17 protein-coding genes are annotated in these 17335 nt (G+C 71.8%); 8 read left to right on the top strand and 9 right to left on the bottom strand.

Features of this window, described 5'->3' with window-relative positions:
- Nucleotides 1-123 precede the first annotated feature (123 nt).
- Nucleotides 124-1716 (top strand): ATP-binding cassette domain-containing protein, encoded by a 1593-nt coding sequence (locus tag ACIBCA_RS29605; RefSeq protein WP_396286081.1) that lies wholly within the window; start codon nucleotides 124-126, stop codon nucleotides 1714-1716.
- 70 nt (nucleotides 1717-1786) lie between these two features.
- On the opposite strand, the gene ACIBCA_RS29600 is transcribed toward ACIBCA_RS29605, so the two are convergent.
- A complete protein-coding gene (locus ACIBCA_RS29600) occupies nucleotides 1787-2533 on the bottom strand; it encodes a dienelactone hydrolase family protein (RefSeq protein WP_396286079.1) in 747 nt (248 codons plus the stop codon).
- A gap of 222 nt (nucleotides 2534-2755) precedes the next feature.
- On the opposite strand from ACIBCA_RS29600, the gene ACIBCA_RS29595 reads away from it, so the two are divergent.
- Nucleotides 2756-3274, top strand: coding sequence for a DUF5990 family protein (locus ACIBCA_RS29595; RefSeq protein ID WP_396286078.1), 519 nt, complete (start codon nucleotides 2756-2758; stop codon nucleotides 3272-3274).
- Nucleotides 3275-3304: 30 nt separating this feature from the next.
- Here ACIBCA_RS29595 and ACIBCA_RS29590 read toward each other — a convergent pair whose 3' ends face one another.
- The gene (locus ACIBCA_RS29590; RefSeq protein WP_396286077.1) at nucleotides 3305-5572 is read right to left on the bottom strand and encodes a M9 family metallopeptidase; all 2268 of its coding nucleotides are present in this window, start codon (nucleotides 5570-5572) and stop codon (nucleotides 3305-3307) included.
- Nucleotides 5573-5909: 337 nt separating this feature from the next.
- Here ACIBCA_RS29590 and ACIBCA_RS29585 point away from each other — a divergent pair, with 337 nt between their 5' ends.
- A complete protein-coding gene (locus tag ACIBCA_RS29585) occupies nucleotides 5910-6512 on the top strand; it encodes a superoxide dismutase (protein ID WP_031071611.1) in 603 nt (200 codons plus the stop codon).
- 307 nt (nucleotides 6513-6819) lie between these two features.
- Nucleotides 6820-7848 (top strand): glycosyltransferase family 2 protein, encoded by a 1029-nt coding sequence (locus ACIBCA_RS29580; protein WP_396286076.1) that lies wholly within the window; start codon nucleotides 6820-6822, stop codon nucleotides 7846-7848.
- Nucleotides 7849-7875: 27 nt separating this feature from the next.
- Here ACIBCA_RS29580 and ACIBCA_RS29575 read toward each other — a convergent pair whose 3' ends face one another.
- A complete protein-coding gene (locus ACIBCA_RS29575; RefSeq protein WP_396286075.1) occupies nucleotides 7876-8820 on the bottom strand; it encodes a GlxA family transcriptional regulator in 945 nt (314 codons plus the stop codon).
- Nucleotides 8821-8934: 114 nt separating this feature from the next.
- Between ACIBCA_RS29575 and ACIBCA_RS29570 the strand changes: the two genes are divergently transcribed.
- Nucleotides 8935-9573 (top strand): HD domain-containing protein, encoded by a 639-nt coding sequence (locus ACIBCA_RS29570; RefSeq protein ID WP_396286074.1) that lies wholly within the window; start codon nucleotides 8935-8937, stop codon nucleotides 9571-9573.
- Between the two features lie 16 nt (nucleotides 9574-9589).
- Here the strand turns inward: ACIBCA_RS29570 and ACIBCA_RS29565 are convergent, their stop codons facing one another.
- Nucleotides 9590-10834 carry an MFS transporter gene (locus ACIBCA_RS29565; RefSeq protein WP_396286073.1) on the bottom strand — a complete coding sequence of 415 codons (1245 nt, stop codon included), beginning with the start codon at nucleotides 10832-10834 and terminating at the stop codon, nucleotides 9590-9592.
- A gap of 57 nt (nucleotides 10835-10891) precedes the next feature.
- Between ACIBCA_RS29565 and ACIBCA_RS29560 the strand changes: the two genes are divergently transcribed.
- Nucleotides 10892-11788 carry a winged helix-turn-helix transcriptional regulator gene (locus ACIBCA_RS29560; protein WP_396286072.1) on the top strand — a complete coding sequence of 299 codons (897 nt, stop codon included), beginning with the start codon at nucleotides 10892-10894 and terminating at the stop codon, nucleotides 11786-11788.
- Between the two features lie 447 nt (nucleotides 11789-12235).
- Here the strand turns inward: ACIBCA_RS29560 and ACIBCA_RS29555 are convergent, their stop codons facing one another.
- Entirely contained in the window at nucleotides 12236-12976 is a 741-nt protein-coding gene (locus ACIBCA_RS29555; RefSeq protein WP_396286071.1) for an SDR family NAD(P)-dependent oxidoreductase, read from the bottom strand.
- Nucleotides 12977-13140: 164 nt separating this feature from the next.
- Nucleotides 13141-13320 (bottom strand): RICIN domain-containing protein, encoded by a 180-nt coding sequence (locus tag ACIBCA_RS29550; RefSeq protein ID WP_396286070.1) that lies wholly within the window; start codon nucleotides 13318-13320, stop codon nucleotides 13141-13143.
- A 73-nt stretch (nucleotides 13321-13393) separates the two neighbouring features.
- Between ACIBCA_RS29550 and ACIBCA_RS29545 the strand changes: the two genes are divergently transcribed.
- On the top strand, nucleotides 13394-13750 hold the full coding sequence (locus tag ACIBCA_RS29545; protein ID WP_396286069.1) for a hypothetical protein: 357 nt from the start codon (nucleotides 13394-13396) through the stop codon (nucleotides 13748-13750).
- Between the two features lie 374 nt (nucleotides 13751-14124).
- On the opposite strand, the gene ACIBCA_RS29540 is transcribed toward ACIBCA_RS29545, so the two are convergent.
- Nucleotides 14125-14664, bottom strand: a complete 540-nt coding sequence (locus ACIBCA_RS29540; RefSeq protein ID WP_396286068.1) for a hypothetical protein — start codon at nucleotides 14662-14664, stop codon at nucleotides 14125-14127.
- 118 nt (nucleotides 14665-14782) lie between these two features.
- Complete coding sequence (locus tag ACIBCA_RS29535; RefSeq protein WP_396286067.1) at nucleotides 14783-15076, bottom strand: DUF1330 domain-containing protein; 294 nt, start codon at nucleotides 15074-15076, stop codon at nucleotides 14783-14785.
- A gap of 191 nt (nucleotides 15077-15267) precedes the next feature.
- Between ACIBCA_RS29535 and ACIBCA_RS29530 the strand changes: the two genes are divergently transcribed.
- Complete coding sequence (locus tag ACIBCA_RS29530) at nucleotides 15268-16281, top strand: GlxA family transcriptional regulator (protein ID WP_396286066.1); 1014 nt, start codon at nucleotides 15268-15270, stop codon at nucleotides 16279-16281.
- 59 nt (nucleotides 16282-16340) lie between these two features.
- On the opposite strand, the gene meaB is transcribed toward ACIBCA_RS29530, so the two are convergent.
- Nucleotides 16341-17333, bottom strand: coding sequence for a methylmalonyl Co-A mutase-associated GTPase MeaB (gene meaB, locus ACIBCA_RS29525; RefSeq protein ID WP_396286065.1), 993 nt, complete (start codon nucleotides 17331-17333; stop codon nucleotides 16341-16343).
- Nucleotides 17334-17335 lie beyond the last annotated feature (2 nt).

Raw genomic sequence — 17335 nt, 5'->3', positions numbered from 1 at the left:
TCGGCCTCTCCGGCCGGGTCTCGCCCAGGATCACCCGGGAGGCGGAGCTAGGCCCTCTCTTTCGGATCTTGCCGGGCGGGCGCCGCCGGGGCACGCACCTCGCCGGCTTCTCGTCAGTCGCCGATGCTCCGCATCTACTCCCTCCTCGGCACCGCCGATGCACGCACCCCAACGCCGCCCGCTCATCCGACAACATCCGAAAGAGAGGGCCTGGCCCTGATCGCCGCCGGGTGCGAGGCCGAGCTGGAAGCCTACGACGAGCCCGCCTACAACGAGCAGTGGGAGGCGGCGGACCGGGGCTCCTCCACCACCCCCGACCTGCTCTCCACCGCCCAGGACGTGATCGCCTCCACCGTCTCGCTGGCCGCCGCCGCGGGCGTGCTGGCCACCCTGCACCCCTGGCTGGTGCCGCTGCTGCTGCTCGGCTCGGTGCCCACCGGCGTCGGGGCCGTGCGCACCGCCCGCATCCACTACCTGGCGGCGGTCACCACCAACGAGGAGCGCGGCGCGCTGCGCGTCTACCGCTGGTTCCTGATCGACAAGACCCGGGCCGACCAGGTGCGTTCGGACCAGGTGCCGCCCTTCCTGATGGCCAAGTACCGCCGCGCCGAGGCCAAGATCGTCGCCGCCTCCGACCGCGCCACCCGGGAGGCCACCAAGGTCTCGCTGCTGGCCGCCCTGGGCACCGGCGCCGGCAGCGCGCTGATCTGGGGCGCGCTGCTCTACCTGGTCGCGAGCGGACGGATCGACCTGGCCGCCGCCGGCACCGCCACCTTCGGCCTGCGCACGGCCGCCACCGGGCTGCACGGCCTGGTCGGCAACGGTGCCCGGCTCTACCGGATGGGCCTCTACCTGGATGACTACTTCACCTTCCTCGACGAGGCCGGCGGTCACCGCATCCGGCGCGGCTCGGTGGTGCCCGCCGCCCCGCAGCGCGTGGAGGTGCGCGACCTGGTCCACGCGTACCCGGGCGAGCAGCAGGAACCGGCCCTCGCCGGGGTGAGCATGAGCCTGCGGGCCGGGGAGATCGTCGCCGTGATCGGGCAGAACGGCAGCGGCAAGTCCACCCTGCTCAAGCTGCTCTCGGGCCTCTACCTGCCGCAGTCCGGCCGGATCACCTGGGACGGCGTGCCGGTGGAGGAACTGGACGCGGACGGCATGTGGTCCCGGGTCGCCCGGGTGCCGCAGGAGTTCGCCCGCTGGCCGCTGGGCGCGGCCGAGAACGTCCACCTGGGCCACCTCACCGACCAGGTGATGGCCGACGTCGAGCGGGCCGCCGCCCGTACGGGCTTCGACGAGATCGTCGCCCGGCTGCGCTCGGGCTGGCGCACCCTGCTCGCCCAGGGCTGGTGGGGCGGCGCGGAGTTGAGCGGTGGCGGCTGGCAGCGCGCGGCCGTGGCCCGGGCGCTGTACCGGACGGTCCGCAGCCCGGGCCTGCTGATCCTGGACGAGCCGACCTCCGACCTCGACCCGCGCGCCGAGCACCGCATCCTGCACGCGCTGCGCTCCCTCGCCCCGGGCCGGATCACGCTGCTGGTCACCCACAACATCGCCAATGCGGCGGTGGCGGACCGGGTGATCGTGATGGACCGGGGCCGGATCGTCCAGACCGGCACCTGGGCGGAGCTGGCCGCCCGCCCGGACGGGCTGTTCCGTGAACTCCTCGACCTCCAGCGGGACCGGGGCGTCCCCGCCCAGCGGGGGACGGCGGACTGAGCCGCGGGGCGGGCGGCCACCACGGCCGCCCGCCCCGTACCGTCAGTCCCGTACCCTCGGCCCCGTGCCGTCAGCCGCTGGTCAGGGCGGTGCGCAGGGCGGTGCGCAGCAGCGGCAGCAGCCGGTCCCAGTGCCGCCGCAGCCCGGCGGCGTCGAAGACGTCGGTGTCGGCCATGGTGAAGCCGTGCTGGGTGTCGGGGTAGATCTCGGAGGTGTGGTCGACGCCCGCGGCCTTGAGGGCCAGGTCGAGCTCCTGGAGGGCCTCGGGCGTCACATCCCCTGCCGCGTGCCCGAAGTGGGCCTTCGCGGTGAGCCGCTCGAAGGTCTCGGGCCCGTCCGCCGCCACGGGGGCGTGGAACGCGGCGACGGCCGCCACCCGCTCGGGGTGCGCGGCGGCCGCGCGTACGGCCACGAGGCCCCCGAAGCAGTAGCCGGTCACCCCGACGGGGCCGGGCGCGACCTCGGGCCGTGCGGCCAGGAACCCGAGGAACGCCTCGGCGTCGGTGAGGGACTGCTCCCGGGTGTGCGTCATGATCAGCGGCATCACCCGGGCGACGACGGCCTCCCGCTCCTCCCCGCCGATGTAGGAGGGGATCTCGATCACCGGCGTGGAGCCGGCGCGGTGGAGGTAGTTGGGCACGAGCACGTAGTACCCGTGCGAGGCCAACTCCTGGGCCATCTCCCGGATCACGGGCCGGATCCCGAAGGCGTCGGGGTACATCAGCACCCCGGGGTGCCGCCCGCCCCCGTCCGGGAAGGCGGCGAACGCGTCGGCCGGGCCGTCCGGGGTGGGGATCTGCAGCGTGGTGGTGGGCATGGAGGTCTCCTGTCGTGGTGGATGCGTGGAACCGTGGTCCAACACGACGAAGGAGGAGCCCGAGCCGCCGTCAACGGAGTGCCGGGTCGCCAGTTCGTGAGTGGCGCAAGGCCGTCCCGGTCGTCATGACCGCCAACCTAGCCGAACGGGCGGCGCCGACGCCAAGGGATTTCTCGGCCGACGGCGGCCGGTGGCGGAGAGCGGCAGGCGACAATGGCGGTCATGGAGCTGAGGATCGAGGCCACGGATCTGCCCGGGCGCACCTGTGTCGGCGGGCCGGGGTTCCCGGCGTACGAGGATGTGCACGTCGCCGTCCAACGGCGGGGCCGCCCGGCCGAGTTGCTGGACCCGCAGCCCGGGGACGCGGCCTCGGCGCGCTGGGCACTGGAGTGCGAGGTGAAGCGGTTGCCGGACGGTCGTCCGGACGTCACCGGACGGTACGTGCAGGGGGCGCCGGGCGGGCGGTTCGTCTATCTGAGCTGGGTGGGGGCCGAGGTTGCGGGGGAGGGGCGGTCGATGTTCCGGCGGGCGAAGCTGATGCTGGAGGCCGTGGACCGGGAGACCGTGGAGGCGGCGGCGGTGAGCGGTCTGCTGGTGGCGCGGCTCGGGTTGACGGACGTCAAGGGGCATCCGCTGTGCGCGGCCGTGCGCCCGCCGCTGGTCGTCTGGCGGGCGGGGGAGGAGGAAGGGGAGGGGGCTGGGGAGGAGACAGGGCAGGAGACAGGGGAGGGCCCCGCGTAGCAAGTACGCGGGGCCCCTTGCGCGTTGGGATCAGTTGTAGGTCGTGGTGACGGTGACCCCGTTGAAGCCCTGCTGCCCGTACAGGCTGAAGTACACGTAGCCCGCGGGCGGGTTGGTGATGGTGAGGGTCTCGGCGTTGCCCGAGGTGGCGGACTTCGCCTGGTAGGCCGAAGTGGTCGCCCAGGTCGGGCCGTTGTAGTACAGGTCGGCGTTGCCGGTGCCGCCGGTGGTGGTGATGGTCAGCTGCTTCACGCCGGCGGGCAGGTTCAGGAAGCTGTAGCTGTAGTTGCCGGTGGTGGCGGCGACGTTGTCGCGGCGGCAGTTCTTGTCGTAGGTGCGGGTGTCGGCCGCGCTGCACAGCGGGGCCTGGTCCACCGGCAGGGAGCCGCAGTTGTCGGCGGCGCAGGCCTTCAGCCAGGTGGCGAAGTCGGCGTCGTAGGAGGTGCCGATGGTGGTCTTGAGCAGGGTGCGGGCACCGGCCCAGTCACCGACGCGGTACTTGGCGAACAGCGCGGTCATGTCCTGCGGGTGCGACTGGAGCATGTAACGAACCGCCAGGTAGCCCCAGTTGTAGGTGCGGACCTGGTTGGAGTTGGCGTAGGTGGTGTCGAACAGGTCGCTCAGCTTGTAGGTGTTCAGCCCGGCCTGGGCGACGGCGGCGTCGTAGTGCACGCCCCGGTAGCTGTAGTTGACGTACTCGGCGATGCCCTCCACCCACCAGATGGTCGGGGTGCTGGTGCCGGCCTCGAAGTCGCCGTACATGTCGTAGCGGCCGTCGAGGTAGTGGGTGTACTCGTGGTTGAGGTTCCAGATCTGGAACGTCGGGCGCAGCCAGGACGCCTGGTGGGCGATGAACCGGGCCTGGTTGCCGGCCTGGTCGGGGCGGCCCTCCTCGTAGTCGCCGCCGTTGTCGACGTCGATGCCGTACATCTCCCAGGCGTAGAGGCTGTAGTTGTAGTAGTCGTCGAAGGCGACGACCTCGAGGCTGGTGTTGCGGTCGTTGGCGACCGGCCCGTTGTCCTTGACGATCTTGTGGAAGAACGCGTCCTGGTTGATCAGGCTGGTGCAGGTGTCCGCGAACTGCTGGTCCGTCATGCTCTGGGAGCGGATGCTCAGGTTCGCGTTGCAGACGTGGTTGTTGGTGAGCACGAGCGGCACCAGCTTGGCCGGCAGGTCACAGGTGCCGTAGTAGGAGCAGTTGCCGGTGTCCTTCTTCTCCGTGAACCAGAGCAGGTTCATGGTGAGCGGACCGGTCTTGCCGACCAGCGGGTAGCGGTTGATCAGGTCCTTGACGACCGGGCGGCCCTGGGCGCGCAGCACGGGGTCGGCGACGTAGTTGCCGAGGTCCATGCCGATCTTGGTGACGATGTCGCCGCCGTCGATCACCGCGCTGTTGCGGGTGACGAAGGAGGAGATCGAGGTCGCGAAGGACGGGTCGGCCGCCAGCGCGGCGGTGAACTCGGGGAGTTCGAAGCCGCGGGAGATGACGGTCTCGGTGTTGCTGACGGCGGCGGTCATCGAGGCGGGCCAGGAGGTGGTCCAGTCGCCGAGCAGCCGCTTGACGACGCCGGTGTAGCGGGCGTTCTCCCGGGCGCTGTCGATCAGGGTGACGGCCTCGGCGAAGGTGGCGCCGTTGGCGTCGGTGACGTCCTTGCTGTGCGGGGCGGCGAAGAAGCCGTCGAGGGCGCCGCGGATGGCGCTCTGGAGGCCGGTGCCGTACGTGCCGACGGCGTCGGCGTTGTTCCACTGGACGTAGTAGCCGGCGCGCAGGAAGTACACCAGCTGGCCCGCGGAGGTGGAGTTGTCGCCCGGGTACGTGGCGGCGGTGTCGCGCAGCGCGTTGGCGACCGTCACCATCTGGGCCTCGTTGAACGCGGCCTTGGCGTCGTTGCCGGTGAGCTGGAAGAGGGTGTTGACGCAGTCCAGGCTGGAGGACTTGATCTGCTGGACGAGCGCGGCGCCGGTCTTGCCGGTGAATCCGGACGCGTCGCAGGTCGTGGCGGCGGCCAACTGCCGTGACGCGACGTGCTTTCCGGCGGCGCTGCCCGCGGCCGGGGCGTTGTGCTTCGCCTGGGCGTCGGAGGCGAGCGGGCGGGCGTCGCGCGGGGTGTCCGGGGACTTGGGGACGGGGATGGAGCGGGGCGTGGCCGTGGGGGACTTGGCCGCGGTGGGGGAGGGGGAGGAGGGGGTGGGGGTCGCGTGGGCCTGGGGTGCGAACAGGCCGGCTGCGAGGAAGAAGGCGGCGCCGAGCGCAGGGAGTCTGCGCGCGTTCGCCTTCGCTATGCGAGAGGGACGCATGGGTGGGGGCCTCCGGAGGCCGTCGTGGCCGTGGGGTTGGGGGCACGGCCGTTAAATGTGTGACATGTAAAATGGCACATGGTGCACGGCTACGGGAAGGCCCTGGACGGCATCGGTTTGTCATCGATCGACAGATCCGCCGAAAGATCCACTGACAGGTCCGCCGAAAGGCCCGCGGACGGATCCACCGGCGGATCCACGGACGGATCCGCCGAAAGATCCACTGCGTGGGGCGGAATACGCAGGAGCCTGCTATTCGTTCTTGCAACCCATACGCAATAGTGTGAGACCTGGCACGATCACGACCGTTCAACCAGCCGAAAGGGGCCGTGTCCTGATGGGCACCTACACGCTTCCCGACCTCCCGTACGACTACTCCGCGCTGGAGCGGGCGATGTCGGCCGAGATCCTGGAGCTGCACCACTCCAAGCACCACGCCGCGTACGTCAAGGGCGCCAACGACACCCTGGAGCAGCTGGCCGAGGCCCGCGACAAGGAGCAGTTCGGCGGCCTGGTCGGGCTGCAGAAGACCTTCGCCTTCCACCTGTCCGGCCACGTGCTGCACTCGCTGTTCTGGCAGAACCTCTCCCCGGAGGGCGGCGAGCGCCCCGAGGGCGAGCTGGCCGACGCCATCACCGAGCACTTCGGCAGCTTCGAGGCGTTCAAGAAGCAGCTCTCGACCGCCACCACCGGCGTCCAGGGCTCCGGCTGGGGCATCCTCTCCTGGGAGCCGCTCGGTCAGCGCCTGATCGTCGAGCAGGTCTACGACCACCACGGCAACGTCGGCCAGGGCAGCACCCCGCTGCTGGCCTTCGACGCCTGGGAGCACGCGTACTACCTGCAGTACCGCAACGTCCGCCCGGACTACGTCACCCGCCTGTGGGACGTCGTCAACTGGCAGGACGTCTCCGAGCGCTTCGCGGCGGTCAAGTCCGCCTGAGGCCCTGACCCGTCGGTGCCCCGGACCGGTCGGGCGGTCCGGGGCACCGGCGCGCGTGGCGCGGGCGGGGGCCGCGCATTGACCCGTATGGTTGACGTTGCACACGGCCGCCTCACCGCCGCGAAGTCCGGGCGTCACCTGGAGTTCGCCGGACGGTCGTGCACGGTCCCTACGCTCGGGCCACCGCCGGTGACCGGCCGTCGCCGGTCGTACACGGTCGTGTCCGGCCGCCGGACCACTCCGCCGCCGAGCGGTCGCCGACCCCGCTGCCGGCCCCGCTGTCGACCCGCCGAGCGAAAGGTCCTTGATGGCCCCGCGTCTGTCCGTCGTCGTCCCGATCTACAACGTCGAGCGCTACCTGCGGGAATGCCTCGAATCGATCGCGGCGCAGACCTTCGACGACTTCGAGTGCGTCATGGTCGACGACGGCTCCACCGACGACGGCCCGCGCATCGCCCGGGAGTTCGCCGCCGAGGACCGGCGCTTCCGGCTCGTGCGCCAGGACAACCAGGGCCTCGGCGCCGCCCGCAACACCGGCTGGCGCCACCTCACCCCCGGCACCGACTACCTCACCTTCGTCGACAGCGACGACGTCGTGCCCGCGCACGCCTACCGTCTGATGATCAGCACCCTCGACGAGACCGGCTCCGCCTTCGCCACCGGCAACGCCATGCGCCTGCGCACCACGGGCCTCAGCCCCTCCCACGGCCACCGCCGCCCCTTCCGCGAGACCCGGCTGCGCACCCACATCAGCGAACTGCCCGCCCTCGTCACCGACCGCACCGCCTGGAACAAGGTCTACCGGCGCTCCTTCTTCGACGCCGCCGGCATCCTCTACCCCGAGGGCATCCTGTACGAGGACGCCCCGGTCAGCGTGCCCCACCACTTCCTCGCCGACCACGTCGACGTGATCTCCGAGCCGATCTACCACTGGCGCGTCCGCGAGGACGGGGATCTGTCCATCACCCAGAAGAAGACCGACCCGCGCGGGGTCGTCGACCGCGTCCGCTCGATGGAACTCGTCCGCGAGTGGCTCCTCGCCCGGCCCGAGCCGAAGTTCACCGAGTACCTGCGGGCCTACGACCACAACTGCCTGGTCGAGGAGATCCCGATGTTCTTCTGGTCCGTCCCCGACGGCGACCGCGCCTACCGCGCGGCCTACCAGCGCAACGTCAGCCGCCTCGTCGAGGCCATCGGCCCCGAGCGCGTCGCCGAGCTGAACGGCCGGCTGCGGCTCAAGTACCGCCTCACGCTCACCGATTCGATGGGCGGCTTCGTCGCCGTCCAGCGCGCCCACCGGTTCGCCCGGCGCGCCCGTAAGGCCGTCCGCCGCTGACCCGGTCGGGTCGGCGCGCCGCCTTGGTCAGGGCTCCCTGGTGGAGCTGAACCGGGCCCGGTACTCGCTCGGGGTGGTGCCCAGGTGGCGGGCGAAGGCGCGGCGGAGGGTCTCGTCGCTGCCGAGGCCGCTGAGGCGGGCGGCGGAGGTGACGCCGTGCCCGTCCAGGAGCAGCTGCTGCGCGCGGTCGAGGCGGACGCGCTCCACCCAGCGGGCCGGGGTGGTGCCCAGCTCCGCCTGGAAGAGCCGGCTCAGGTGCCGGGTGCTGACGGCGGCCGCCGCCGCCATCGCGGGCAGGCCGTGGTCGGCGGCCGGGTCGGCCAGGACGGCGTCGGTGAGGGTGCGCAGCAGGCCGCTGCGGGCGGGCGGGGTGGCGAGCGCGGTGGAGAACTGCGACTGCCCGCCCGGGCGTTGGACGAAGACGACCAGTTCGCGGGCCGCGCCGCGCGCCGTCTCGGCGCCGAGGTCGTGCTCGACGAGCGCGAAGGCGAGGTCGATGCCCGCGCTGATGCCGGCGCTGGTGTGGAAGCGGCCGTCGGCGAGGTGCAGGGCGTCCGGTTCGACGCGCACGCGCGGGTGGCGCAGTGCGAGGGTACGGGCGTGGCGCCAGTGGGTGGTGGCGCGGCGCCCGTCGAGGAGGCCGAGCGCGGCGAGGACGAAGGCGCCGCTGCACACGGAGGCGACGCGGCGGGCCCGCCCGGTGAGCCGTGCCGCGGCGGCGAGGAGTTCCTCGCCCGGGCCCTCCGTGGCGAGGTGGTCGGCGCCGGCGATCACCAGGGTGTCGAAGGGGCCGGCGCCGTCCGGTGCGGTGGTGGCGCCGAGGACGACGCCGTTGGAGGCGGTGACGGGCCCGCCGCCGGGGGAGACGAGCACCGTCTCGTACGCCCGGGCCACGTGCAGGACCTCCAGGGGCCCGCTGACGTCGAGCAGCGTGACGCCGTCGAAGACGAGGAAGGCGACGCGGCGCTTCATGTCCCGATCCGTGGGGTGTGTGTCTGTACGGACATGGCCCGAGCCTACGCCGCCGGGCGAGGGTGGAGGTGCCGAGATCGCCCGTGAGAGCCCGTTCGAAAGGACCCCACCGCCATGACCGAGACCGTCGCCGGCGTCCGCATCCCCGACAGCGCCCTGGCCCGCGAGGCCACCGAGCTGGTACGGGACGCCGCCTCGCCGCTGCTGTTCGACCACTCGCGCCGGGTGTTCCTGTTCGGCGCCCTGCGCGGCGCCGAACAGGGGCTCGCCTACGACCCCGAACTCCTCTATGTCGCCGCGATGTTCCACGACCTGGGCCTGACCGAGCGCTACGGCCGTACCGACCAGCGCTTCGAGCTCGACGGCGCCGACGAGGCCCGCCGCTTCCTCCGGGCGCAGGGCCTCGACGGCGAGCCCGTCGACCGGGTCTGGACGGCCATCGCCCTGCACACCACCCCCGAGATCCCGCTGCACATGGCGCCGGAGGTCGCCCTGGTGCTCCGGGGCGTGGAACTCGACGTGCTGGGCCTCGGCTACGACGCCCTCACCGAGGAGCAGCGCGCCGCCGTGGTCGCCGTCCATCCGCGCCCGGACTTCAAGAACCGGATCCTGGAGGCGTTCACGGCGGGCGTGCAGGGCCGCCCGGACACCACCTTCGGCAATGTGAAGGCGGATGTGCTCGCCCACTTCGTCCCCGGGTTCGTGCGCGGGGACTTCGTCGAGGTGATCAAGGGGTCGGCCTGGCCGTCCTGACCGCTCCACGGCATTCTCAGGCCAGGTCGTGCAGGCGGCGGATCGGGCTGGCGAAGAGGATCGCCGGGCTCGCGATCCCGGCCACGGCGACCAGCAGCAGCGCCGTCCGGGTGCCGAACGCCTCGGCGGCGGCCCCGGCGGCGACGGCGCCGACCGGGATGGCGCCCCAGGAGACGAACCGTACGGTGGCGACCACCCGGGAGAGCAGCTCCTGCGGGGTGTGCGCCATGCGGTGGGTGCGGGTGACGATCGCGGTCACCACCACGCCGCCGGAGAACCCGGCGTTGCCGAGGGCGAACACCAGCGTCGCCCAGCCGGAACCGGCCTGCGGGAGGAGCAGCAGGAACACCGTCGCCACGACCGCCGCCCCGCACAGCGCCCGGGCACTGCCGTACCGCGCCACCACGCGCGGGGTCAGGGCGGCGCCGACGACGCTGCCCAGCCCGCCGGTGGCCATCAGCGCGCCGACGGCGGCCGCGGGCGCGTCGAGGGTGCGGACCAGGAACACCGGGGTGAGCGCCATCAGGCCGCCGCAGACGAAGTTCACGGCGGTCGCGTCCGCCAGGCAGGGCCTGATCACCGGGTGCCCGGTGACGAACCGCCAGCCCTCGCGGACCTGGTCGCGCATGCCCGGACGGTCCTCGGTGCGCTTCTGGCGCTCCCCCGGCGGCAGGCTGCTGAGCAGGGCGGCCGAGGCGACGAAGCTCACCGCGTCGAGCAGCATCGAGGCCGCGCCGCCGACGAGCTGGACCAGCACGCCGCCCAGCGACGGCCCGGCCGTCTCGGTGGCGGCGACGCTGCCGGACATCAGGCTGTTGCGGGCGGTGAGCTGCTCCTTGGGGACGATCGACGGCAGGAAGGTCATGTTGCCGACGTCGAACAGGACGCTCGCGAAGCCCACTACCAGTGCCACGACGACCAGTTGGGGAAGGGTGAGCACGTCGAACGCGGCCGCGAGCGGCACCGAGGCGACGGCGGCGGCGCGGATCAGGTCCATCGTCACCTGCGTGGCGCGCAGCGGCAGCCGCTGCACGAGCACGCCGGCGGGCAGCCCGAGCACCAGCCAGGCGACGTAGGAGGCGGCGGTGATCAGGCCGACCTCGATCGCCGAGGCGTGCAGGGTGACCACGGCGACCAGCGGCAGGGCGACCGCCGTCACCTGGTCGCCGAGGCGGGTGACCGTGGAGGCGGCCCAGTAGCGCCAGAAGACGCCCGTGTCCTCGTTCCGTGCCTGATCTTCGCGCTCCGCCACCGTCGTCACGGCCACCCCTTCGTCGACGAGTAAGTTCCTTTTGGGAACTCACTATAATGGGTGATCATGCGGTACACGGAAGCGGGCGACCCGGATTGCGCGATCTCGCAGGCCCTGAGCGTCGTCGGAGACACCTGGACCCTGCTGCTCCTGCGCGACGTCGCCGGAGGCACCCACCACTTCGACGCGCTGCAGAACGGGCTCGGCATCAGCCGCAAGGTGCTGACCGAACGCCTGAAAGCCCTGGTCGCGGACGGCGTCCTCGAGAAGCGCCTCTACCACCCGCACCCGCCGCGCTACGAGTACCACCTGACCGACCGGGGCCGCGGGCTGCTGCCCGTACTCGTCGCCCTGCAGGACTGGGGCGGGCGGTACGTCCTGGGTGACGGGACGCTCACCGGCACCAGCACCGCCGACTCCGCGGAGACCCGGCGGGTCATGGGCCTCGTCGGGCGACGGCTGCCGGAGCTGTCGCTGGTCCCGGTCTCGGGCGAGCCGGTCGACGCCGTCTCGGGCGCGCACGCCTGGACCGTCCTGTACTGCTACCCCGGCGCCTTCGCCCCCGGCGGCCCCGGCGGCAACGGACACCCCCCAGGGTGGGGCGACATCCCCGGCGCGGCCGGCTGCACCCTGGAATCCTGCACCTACCGGGACCGCATGGACGAGTTCGCGGCCCGCGACGCAGCCGTGTACGGGGTCAGCACCCAGCGCCCCGACCAGCTCGGCGCCTTCGCGGAACACGCCCGGCTGCCGTTCCCGCTGCTCTCCGACGCCGCGCTCGAACTGGCCGCCGCGCTACGCCTGCCGACCTTCCGGGCCTCGGGCGTCGACCGGCTCAAGCGGCTCACCCTGATCCTCGACGCCGGACGCACCATCCGCGGCGTCCTCTACCCCATCCCCGACCCGGCCGGCTCCGTCGACGACGCCCTCGCCCTCCTGGACAGCCTCAACACCGCCGGGTGAACACCCGCGCCCCCATCCCCTCCGCTGCAAGCGCCCGCCACCGTTCCCCACCATCCACCCCCCACCCGCCTCCCGGCGGGTGCCCACCCCCGGGCCGCGCCCTGCGCCGCCCGGCCCGCCCCGGCCGGGCGCCGCACCATCACCGTTGCCGCAGGATCTCGTTGGCCGGGGCCTGCTGCTGCGGGCGCCTCTCCGCGTCGTGGTGCACAGGAAGTCGGCCCGGCCGACTTCCTGTGCAGGGTCTACGCGGCCGGTGCAGGGTGCCGCAGCGGCCGTCGCCGGAGCTCGCTTCAATCTCGGGCCCGCCGGCCGATGCCTTGTCGGGGGCGCACACGTGGACTGTCCTGTACCGCTACCCCTGGCGCCTTCGCGCTACTGGACGGGCTCAACGCCGACGACGCCCCGGCGGTCTGAGCGACCGCCGGGGCGCCTGCTGCTGAGGGGCGGTCAGGCGGTGTAGCCGCCGTCCACGGCCAGGCTCGTCCCCGTCACGTACCGCCCGCCGGGGCCGGCCAGGAACTCCACCGCGGCGGCGATGTCCTCCGCTTCGCCGAACTTGCCCAGTGCGGTCAGGCCCCGCTGGAAGTCGCCGCTGTCGCCGTCCGCCGGGTTCATGTCGGTGTCGATCGGCCCCGGGTCGACGGTCGTCACGTTGATCCCGCGCGGGCCCAACTCCCGTGCCAGCGCCTTGGTCAGGCCGATCAGGGCCGTCTTCGCCGTCGCCTGCAGGACGAAGTTCGAGCCCGGGACGCGGCCGTTGAAGCACGAGCCGATGTTGATGATCCGGCCACCGTCGCCCAGGTGCGGCGCCGCCGCCTGCGCGGCGAGGAACACCGCCTTGACGTCCACGGCCAGGACCCGGTCCAACTCCTCGGCCGTGACCTCCGCCAGCGGGCCGTACGCGAGGAAACTCGCGTTGTTCACCAGCACGTCGATCCGGCCCAGCTCACGCACCGTCCGCTCCACGGCCTCGGCAGCGGCGGACGGCTCGGTCAGGTCGGCCTGGATCACGACCGCCGTGCCGCCCTCCGCCTCGATCTCCTTCGCCACCTCGCGCGCCTGCTCCCCCGCCTGTACATACGTCAGCGCCACAGCCGCCCCCGCGGCCGCCAGCCGCCTCGCGACGGCCGCCCCGATACCGCGGCTGCCGCCCGTGACCAGGGCTACCTTGCCGGTCAGGTCGCTCATCTCTGCTCTCCCCGTTGGTTGGTGATGATCAGTGATGAGATCCTCGAACATTTCCACCAGTGTGATGGTCAACCGATTTTCCGAAACCGCCACTGTGGTGCACCGGAAGTCGGCCCGGCCGACTTCCGGTGCACCATGCTCCGGTCGGCAGATCCCCGGATCGGTCAGGAGATGCGCCAGAGCTGGTTCTTCTGCCCCACGCCGTAGCAGTCCCAGATCTGCGCCCTGGTCCCGTTGCCGTCGATGGCCTCCCAGGCCGCGTCGAGGCACCGGCCGGTCGCCCCGAGTATCGGCGGTCCCGATTGCCGCCGGATCGGCGTCCGATTGCAGGCGTAGTAGCTCACTGCACCGCTGCCCCCGGCACAGGTGAAACCCCTGTGTTTCGGAGACGATCAGAGGGTGACAGAAGCCAACGCGGTGCACGTCTTCCTCTCCCGGGGACGGTTCACCTCGGTCGAAGACCTCCGCGACCACGTCGATGAGCGGTGGTCGGAGAACGGGGAAGCAGAACCATCCGCCTTCATGCGGGAGACCGGAACGGCCGAGCTGGAGCCGATGTGCGTCGAGGCCGTTCATGCCCGGGACGACGGCCACCTCGCCCCGGTCGTCCCCGGGGTACTTCTGCGGGATGTCTCCTACGCCGACCAGTGGTTGCCGCAAGTGACGTCGACCGAGCCGGCTGACGCCGCGCTCTGCGTCTTCGCACCCAACGTGGTGGCCAGGCCGCTCGGCAGTTCCCTGAACTACCTCGGCCGGTTCACCTACCGAGCCTGACGGTCTCCCACCGGACGTGCCACAGCGGTGCGGCGCCCCATCCTTGCCCGGCCAGGCGCCGCACCATCCCCATGGGACGGGGCGCGGGAGCCCAGGGTTGGATGTGACGTCGGCCCCCGGGCTCCCTGCCGACCGCACTCTATGTGACGGTCGGCGATCCGCCGAAGGAAACGCCAGGGATGACTGCCAAGTAGCTCCTGTTGGCGACTATCAGGCGTCTTGTCGTCCTTCTGGACAGCTATCCGATCGGATCTGTCCGGCCAAGCCACCCGCTTGCGGACGGCTTCAGGTCACTTGGGGTGATTCGCCAGGACCGTTGGCTCTGCTCTGCCGGGCGATGGGTCTGTTACTCGCTGGACGGTGATTTCGACGTCTCACTCACCCGCCAGCTCGTCCAGGATCCGGCTGTAGTACCGACGCCGCTCGGTCAGCGTCCGGGCGACCTCCTCGTCAGTGCTCTCGTCCATTTCCCTGAGATGGCCCAGGAGGTTGTCCCGCTGCGGATGCTCCGAGGCGCTGACGTACTCGAAGGTGCGGGCCACGCCGGCAGCGAGTAGCAGGCGGTGCGGCAGCCCGCACCAGGTGTCGAAGCTCCTGCAGACTGCGTTCCACAGGAGCCAGACGTCCTCGACCCGACACTCCTCGGCGACCAACAGGGCGGCGAGCTCGATGCTGTGGTTGAAGCCCCAGGAGTGGCGGTGGTGCTCGGTCTCCTGGACCAGCAGGTATCTGGCGAAGTCCCCGATGCCGGGTTCGGGTGCGAGGATCAGGGCTTCGAGGACCTGCTGCCGGTCCTCCCAGCGGATGTCGACGGGCAGGCCGTCATCATCGTGTCGTCCGTCGAACTCCAGAAGCTCCCACCGTTCCGGGTCCTCGCACCACCAGGCCAGGTCGAGTATCGCGGGACGGGTCATCGGTGGTGCTTCCGTTCAGCTGAGGGAGTAGGTACACGTGAGGTGTACCGGCACAGTTTCGCGCCTGCCCTCAGGAATCCGCCATCGGATTCGGGCGGACCCGCTCACGAATCCCAGGTCAGTCGATGCCTTCGATGATGCGGAAGTCGCGCTGGAAGCCGTCCGGGAGCGCCACCAGCGCCTTCTTGTACGCCTCGCTCTCGTATGCCGCGACCGCCTGCTCGAAGGTGTCGAACTCGATCAGCACGACCCGCTCCGTGATTCCGGCCTCGTGGGCGACGACTCGGCCGCCACGGGTCAGGACGCGCCCGCCCGCGGCCTGGACGGCCGGACCCGCCAGGTCGATGTAGGCAGTCAGACTCTCGGGGTCGGAGATGGCGGGGTAGACACTGGACCAGTAACCCTTGGCCATGGAAAGCCTCCTGTGTTCGGCCGGACACGTCCGACTTCGAATTGACGCGGATCGATCGATCCCGACCACGGCCAAGGAGGTCGAGGTTCTCAGAGGCCCTCAAAGGTCTCCGCCGAGGTCGTGCCTCGATCCTCGCAGTCCGAGCCGGCCCCGGCCATGGCGGAAAGGTCAGCCTCCGATACATTCACGCCATGCCCGTCAGCCACACCGCCCCCGGCACTCCCGGCGCCCACAAGGTGGTCGTCCTCGTGGTCGACGGGATCTACCCCTTCGAACTCGGCATACCCCAGCACGTCCTGGGCTCCGCCGGTGGCCGCTACGAGGTGGTGAGCGCGAGCGTGGACGGCGGGCCCGTGCGCACCGTCTCGGATCTGACCGTCACCCCCGGGCACGGCCCCGAGGTGCTGGCGGAGGCGGACACCGTGATCATCCCCGGGTACGCGATCACCGGTGCCCCGCCCGCCGCCGTCACGAACGCGAAGGCGCTGGAGGCGCTTTCCACCGTCCGTCCCGGCACCCGCCTGGTGTCGATCTGCAGCGGCGCCTTCCTGCTGGCCGGCACGGGCCTCCTCGACGGGCGTCGGGCCACCACCCACTGGGCGCTCAGCGACCGCTTCCGGGAACTGTTCCCCCGGGTCGAGCTGGACACCAGCGTCCTCTTCGTCGACCACGGTGACGTGTTGACCTCGGCGGGGGCGGCCAGCGGCTTCGACGTCTGCCTCCACCTGCTGCGCCAGGACCACGGCACCGAGGTCGCCAACCAGGCCGCCCGCTTCTGCGTCATGCCGCCGTACCGGGACGGCGGGCAGGCACAGTACATCGAGCGGCCACTGCCGCCCACGGGCGCGACCGGCACCGGTCCGACCCGCGACTGGGCCTTGCAGCGGCTCGAACTGCCGCTGACCCTTGACGAGTTGGCCGCGCACGCGGCGATGAGCACCCGCACCTTCGCCCGGCACTTCAAGGAGGAGACCGGCGAGAGCCCCGGCCGCTGGCTGACCTCCCAGCGCCTCCGCCGGGCCCGGCACCTGCTGGAGTCCAGCGACCTGCCGGTCGAACGCGTCGCCCACGAGGTCGGCTTCGCCACCGCCACCTCCCTGCGGCGCCACCTCGCGGCCGAGGCCGGAGTCGCCCCGTCGGCGTACCGCCGCACCTTCCGCGCCCCGGCTGCGTCTCCGGCCGCCGGCGACCCCTTCAACGCGTGATCGAGAGCTCGCCGGTCAAGAGGCCGGTACGGGCCCGCCGGTGGGCGGTTGAGCTGCTGTCAGGTGGTGCCGAAGAAAGCGTCCAGGATGCGCTGGGCTGCCAGGCCCGCCGGCAGCGTTCCCGCTCGTACCTGAGATTCCAACTCAGGTGACAGGCGCCGGACTTCGGGGTGTTCGTGGAGGCGGGCGTAGAGCTGGTCGTGGACCATCGACCAGGTCCACTCGACCTGCTGGTCCCGCCGCTTCGCGGCGAGGGCGCCGGTGGCGTCGAGGACCTTGCGGTGTTGTTGCAGCCGTTCCCACAGGACGTCGAGGCCGGCGCCGTCGAGGCCGCTACAGGTCAGGACGGGTGGGGTCCACACGGCATCCGGGGCCTGCAACAGGCGTAGTGCGCCCGCGAGTTCGCGGGCGGCCGCGCGGGCGTCGCGTTCGTGGGGGCCGTCGGCCTTGTTGACGGCGATGACGTCGGCGAGTTCCAGGACGCCCTTCTTGATGCCCTGGAGCTGGTCGCCGGTGCGGGCGAGGCTGAGGAGGAGGAAGGTGTCGACCATGCCGGCCACCGTCGTCTCGGACTGGCCGACGCCGACGGTCTCAATCAGGACGACGTCGTACCCGGCGGCCTCCATGACCACCATCGACTCCCGGGTGGCCTTGGCGACGCCGCCCAGCGTCCCGGAGGTGGGGGAGGGGCGGACGAAGGCGGCGGGGTCGACGGCGAGGCGTTCCATCCGGGTCTTGTCGCCGAGGATGGAGCCGCCCGTCCGCGTGGAGGTCGGGTCGACGGCGAGGACGGCGACGCGGTGGCCGAGGCCGGTCAGCATGGTGCCGAAGCTGTCGATGAAGGTCGACTTGCCGACTCCGGGCACTCCGGTGATGCCGACGCGCACCGCGCCGCCCGCGTGCGGCAGCAGTCGCTGGAGCAGCTGCTGGGCGAGGGCGCGGTGGTCGGGCCGGGAGGACTCGACGAGGGTGACGGCCCGCGCGATCCAGGCGCGCGAGCCGTCGAGGACGCCCGTCACGTAGCTGTCGAGGTCGATCGTCCGTGGAGGCATGC

Source organism: Kitasatospora sp. NPDC051170 (assembly GCF_044455705.1).
In the GTDB taxonomy this organism is placed as follows: domain Bacteria; phylum Actinomycetota; class Actinomycetes; order Streptomycetales; family Streptomycetaceae; genus Kitasatospora.
The sequence above is the reverse complement of the archived record's forward strand: the minus strand, read 5'-3'. Positions and strand labels throughout refer to the sequence as shown.

What these genes read in the sequence shown, in the direction of transcription:
- ACIBCA_RS29605 (WP_396286081.1), top strand. Translation starts at nt 124, where the DNA reads ATGCTCCGCATCTACTCCCTCCTCGGCACCGCCGATGCACGCACCCCA.
- ACIBCA_RS29600 (WP_396286079.1), bottom strand. Translation starts at nt 2,533, where the DNA reads ATGCCCACCACCACGCTGCAGATCCCCACCCCGGACGGCCCGGCCGAC.
- ACIBCA_RS29595 (WP_396286078.1), top strand. Translation starts at nt 2,756, where the DNA reads ATGGAGCTGAGGATCGAGGCCACGGATCTGCCCGGGCGCACCTGTGTC.
- ACIBCA_RS29590 (WP_396286077.1), bottom strand. Translation starts at nt 5,572, where the DNA reads ATGCGTCCCTCTCGCATAGCGAAGGCGAACGCGCGCAGACTCCCTGCG.
- ACIBCA_RS29585 (WP_031071611.1), top strand. Translation starts at nt 5,910, where the DNA reads ATGGGCACCTACACGCTTCCCGACCTCCCGTACGACTACTCCGCGCTG.
- ACIBCA_RS29580 (WP_396286076.1), top strand. Translation starts at nt 6,820, where the DNA reads ATGGCCCCGCGTCTGTCCGTCGTCGTCCCGATCTACAACGTCGAGCGC.
- ACIBCA_RS29575 (WP_396286075.1), bottom strand. Translation starts at nt 8,820, where the DNA reads ATGAAGCGCCGCGTCGCCTTCCTCGTCTTCGACGGCGTCACGCTGCTC.
- ACIBCA_RS29570 (WP_396286074.1), top strand. Translation starts at nt 8,935, where the DNA reads ATGACCGAGACCGTCGCCGGCGTCCGCATCCCCGACAGCGCCCTGGCC.
- ACIBCA_RS29560 (WP_396286072.1), top strand. Translation starts at nt 10,892, where the DNA reads ATGCGGTACACGGAAGCGGGCGACCCGGATTGCGCGATCTCGCAGGCC.
- ACIBCA_RS29555 (WP_396286071.1), bottom strand. Translation starts at nt 12,976, where the DNA reads ATGAGCGACCTGACCGGCAAGGTAGCCCTGGTCACGGGCGGCAGCCGC.
- ACIBCA_RS29540 (WP_396286068.1), bottom strand. Translation starts at nt 14,664, where the DNA reads ATGACCCGTCCCGCGATACTCGACCTGGCCTGGTGGTGCGAGGACCCG.
- ACIBCA_RS29535 (WP_396286067.1), bottom strand. Translation starts at nt 15,076, where the DNA reads ATGGCCAAGGGTTACTGGTCCAGTGTCTACCCCGCCATCTCCGACCCC.
- ACIBCA_RS29530 (WP_396286066.1), top strand. Translation starts at nt 15,268, where the DNA reads ATGCCCGTCAGCCACACCGCCCCCGGCACTCCCGGCGCCCACAAGGTG.
- meaB (WP_396286065.1), bottom strand. Translation starts at nt 17,333, where the DNA reads ATGCCTCCACGGACGATCGACCTCGACAGCTACGTGACGGGCGTCCTC.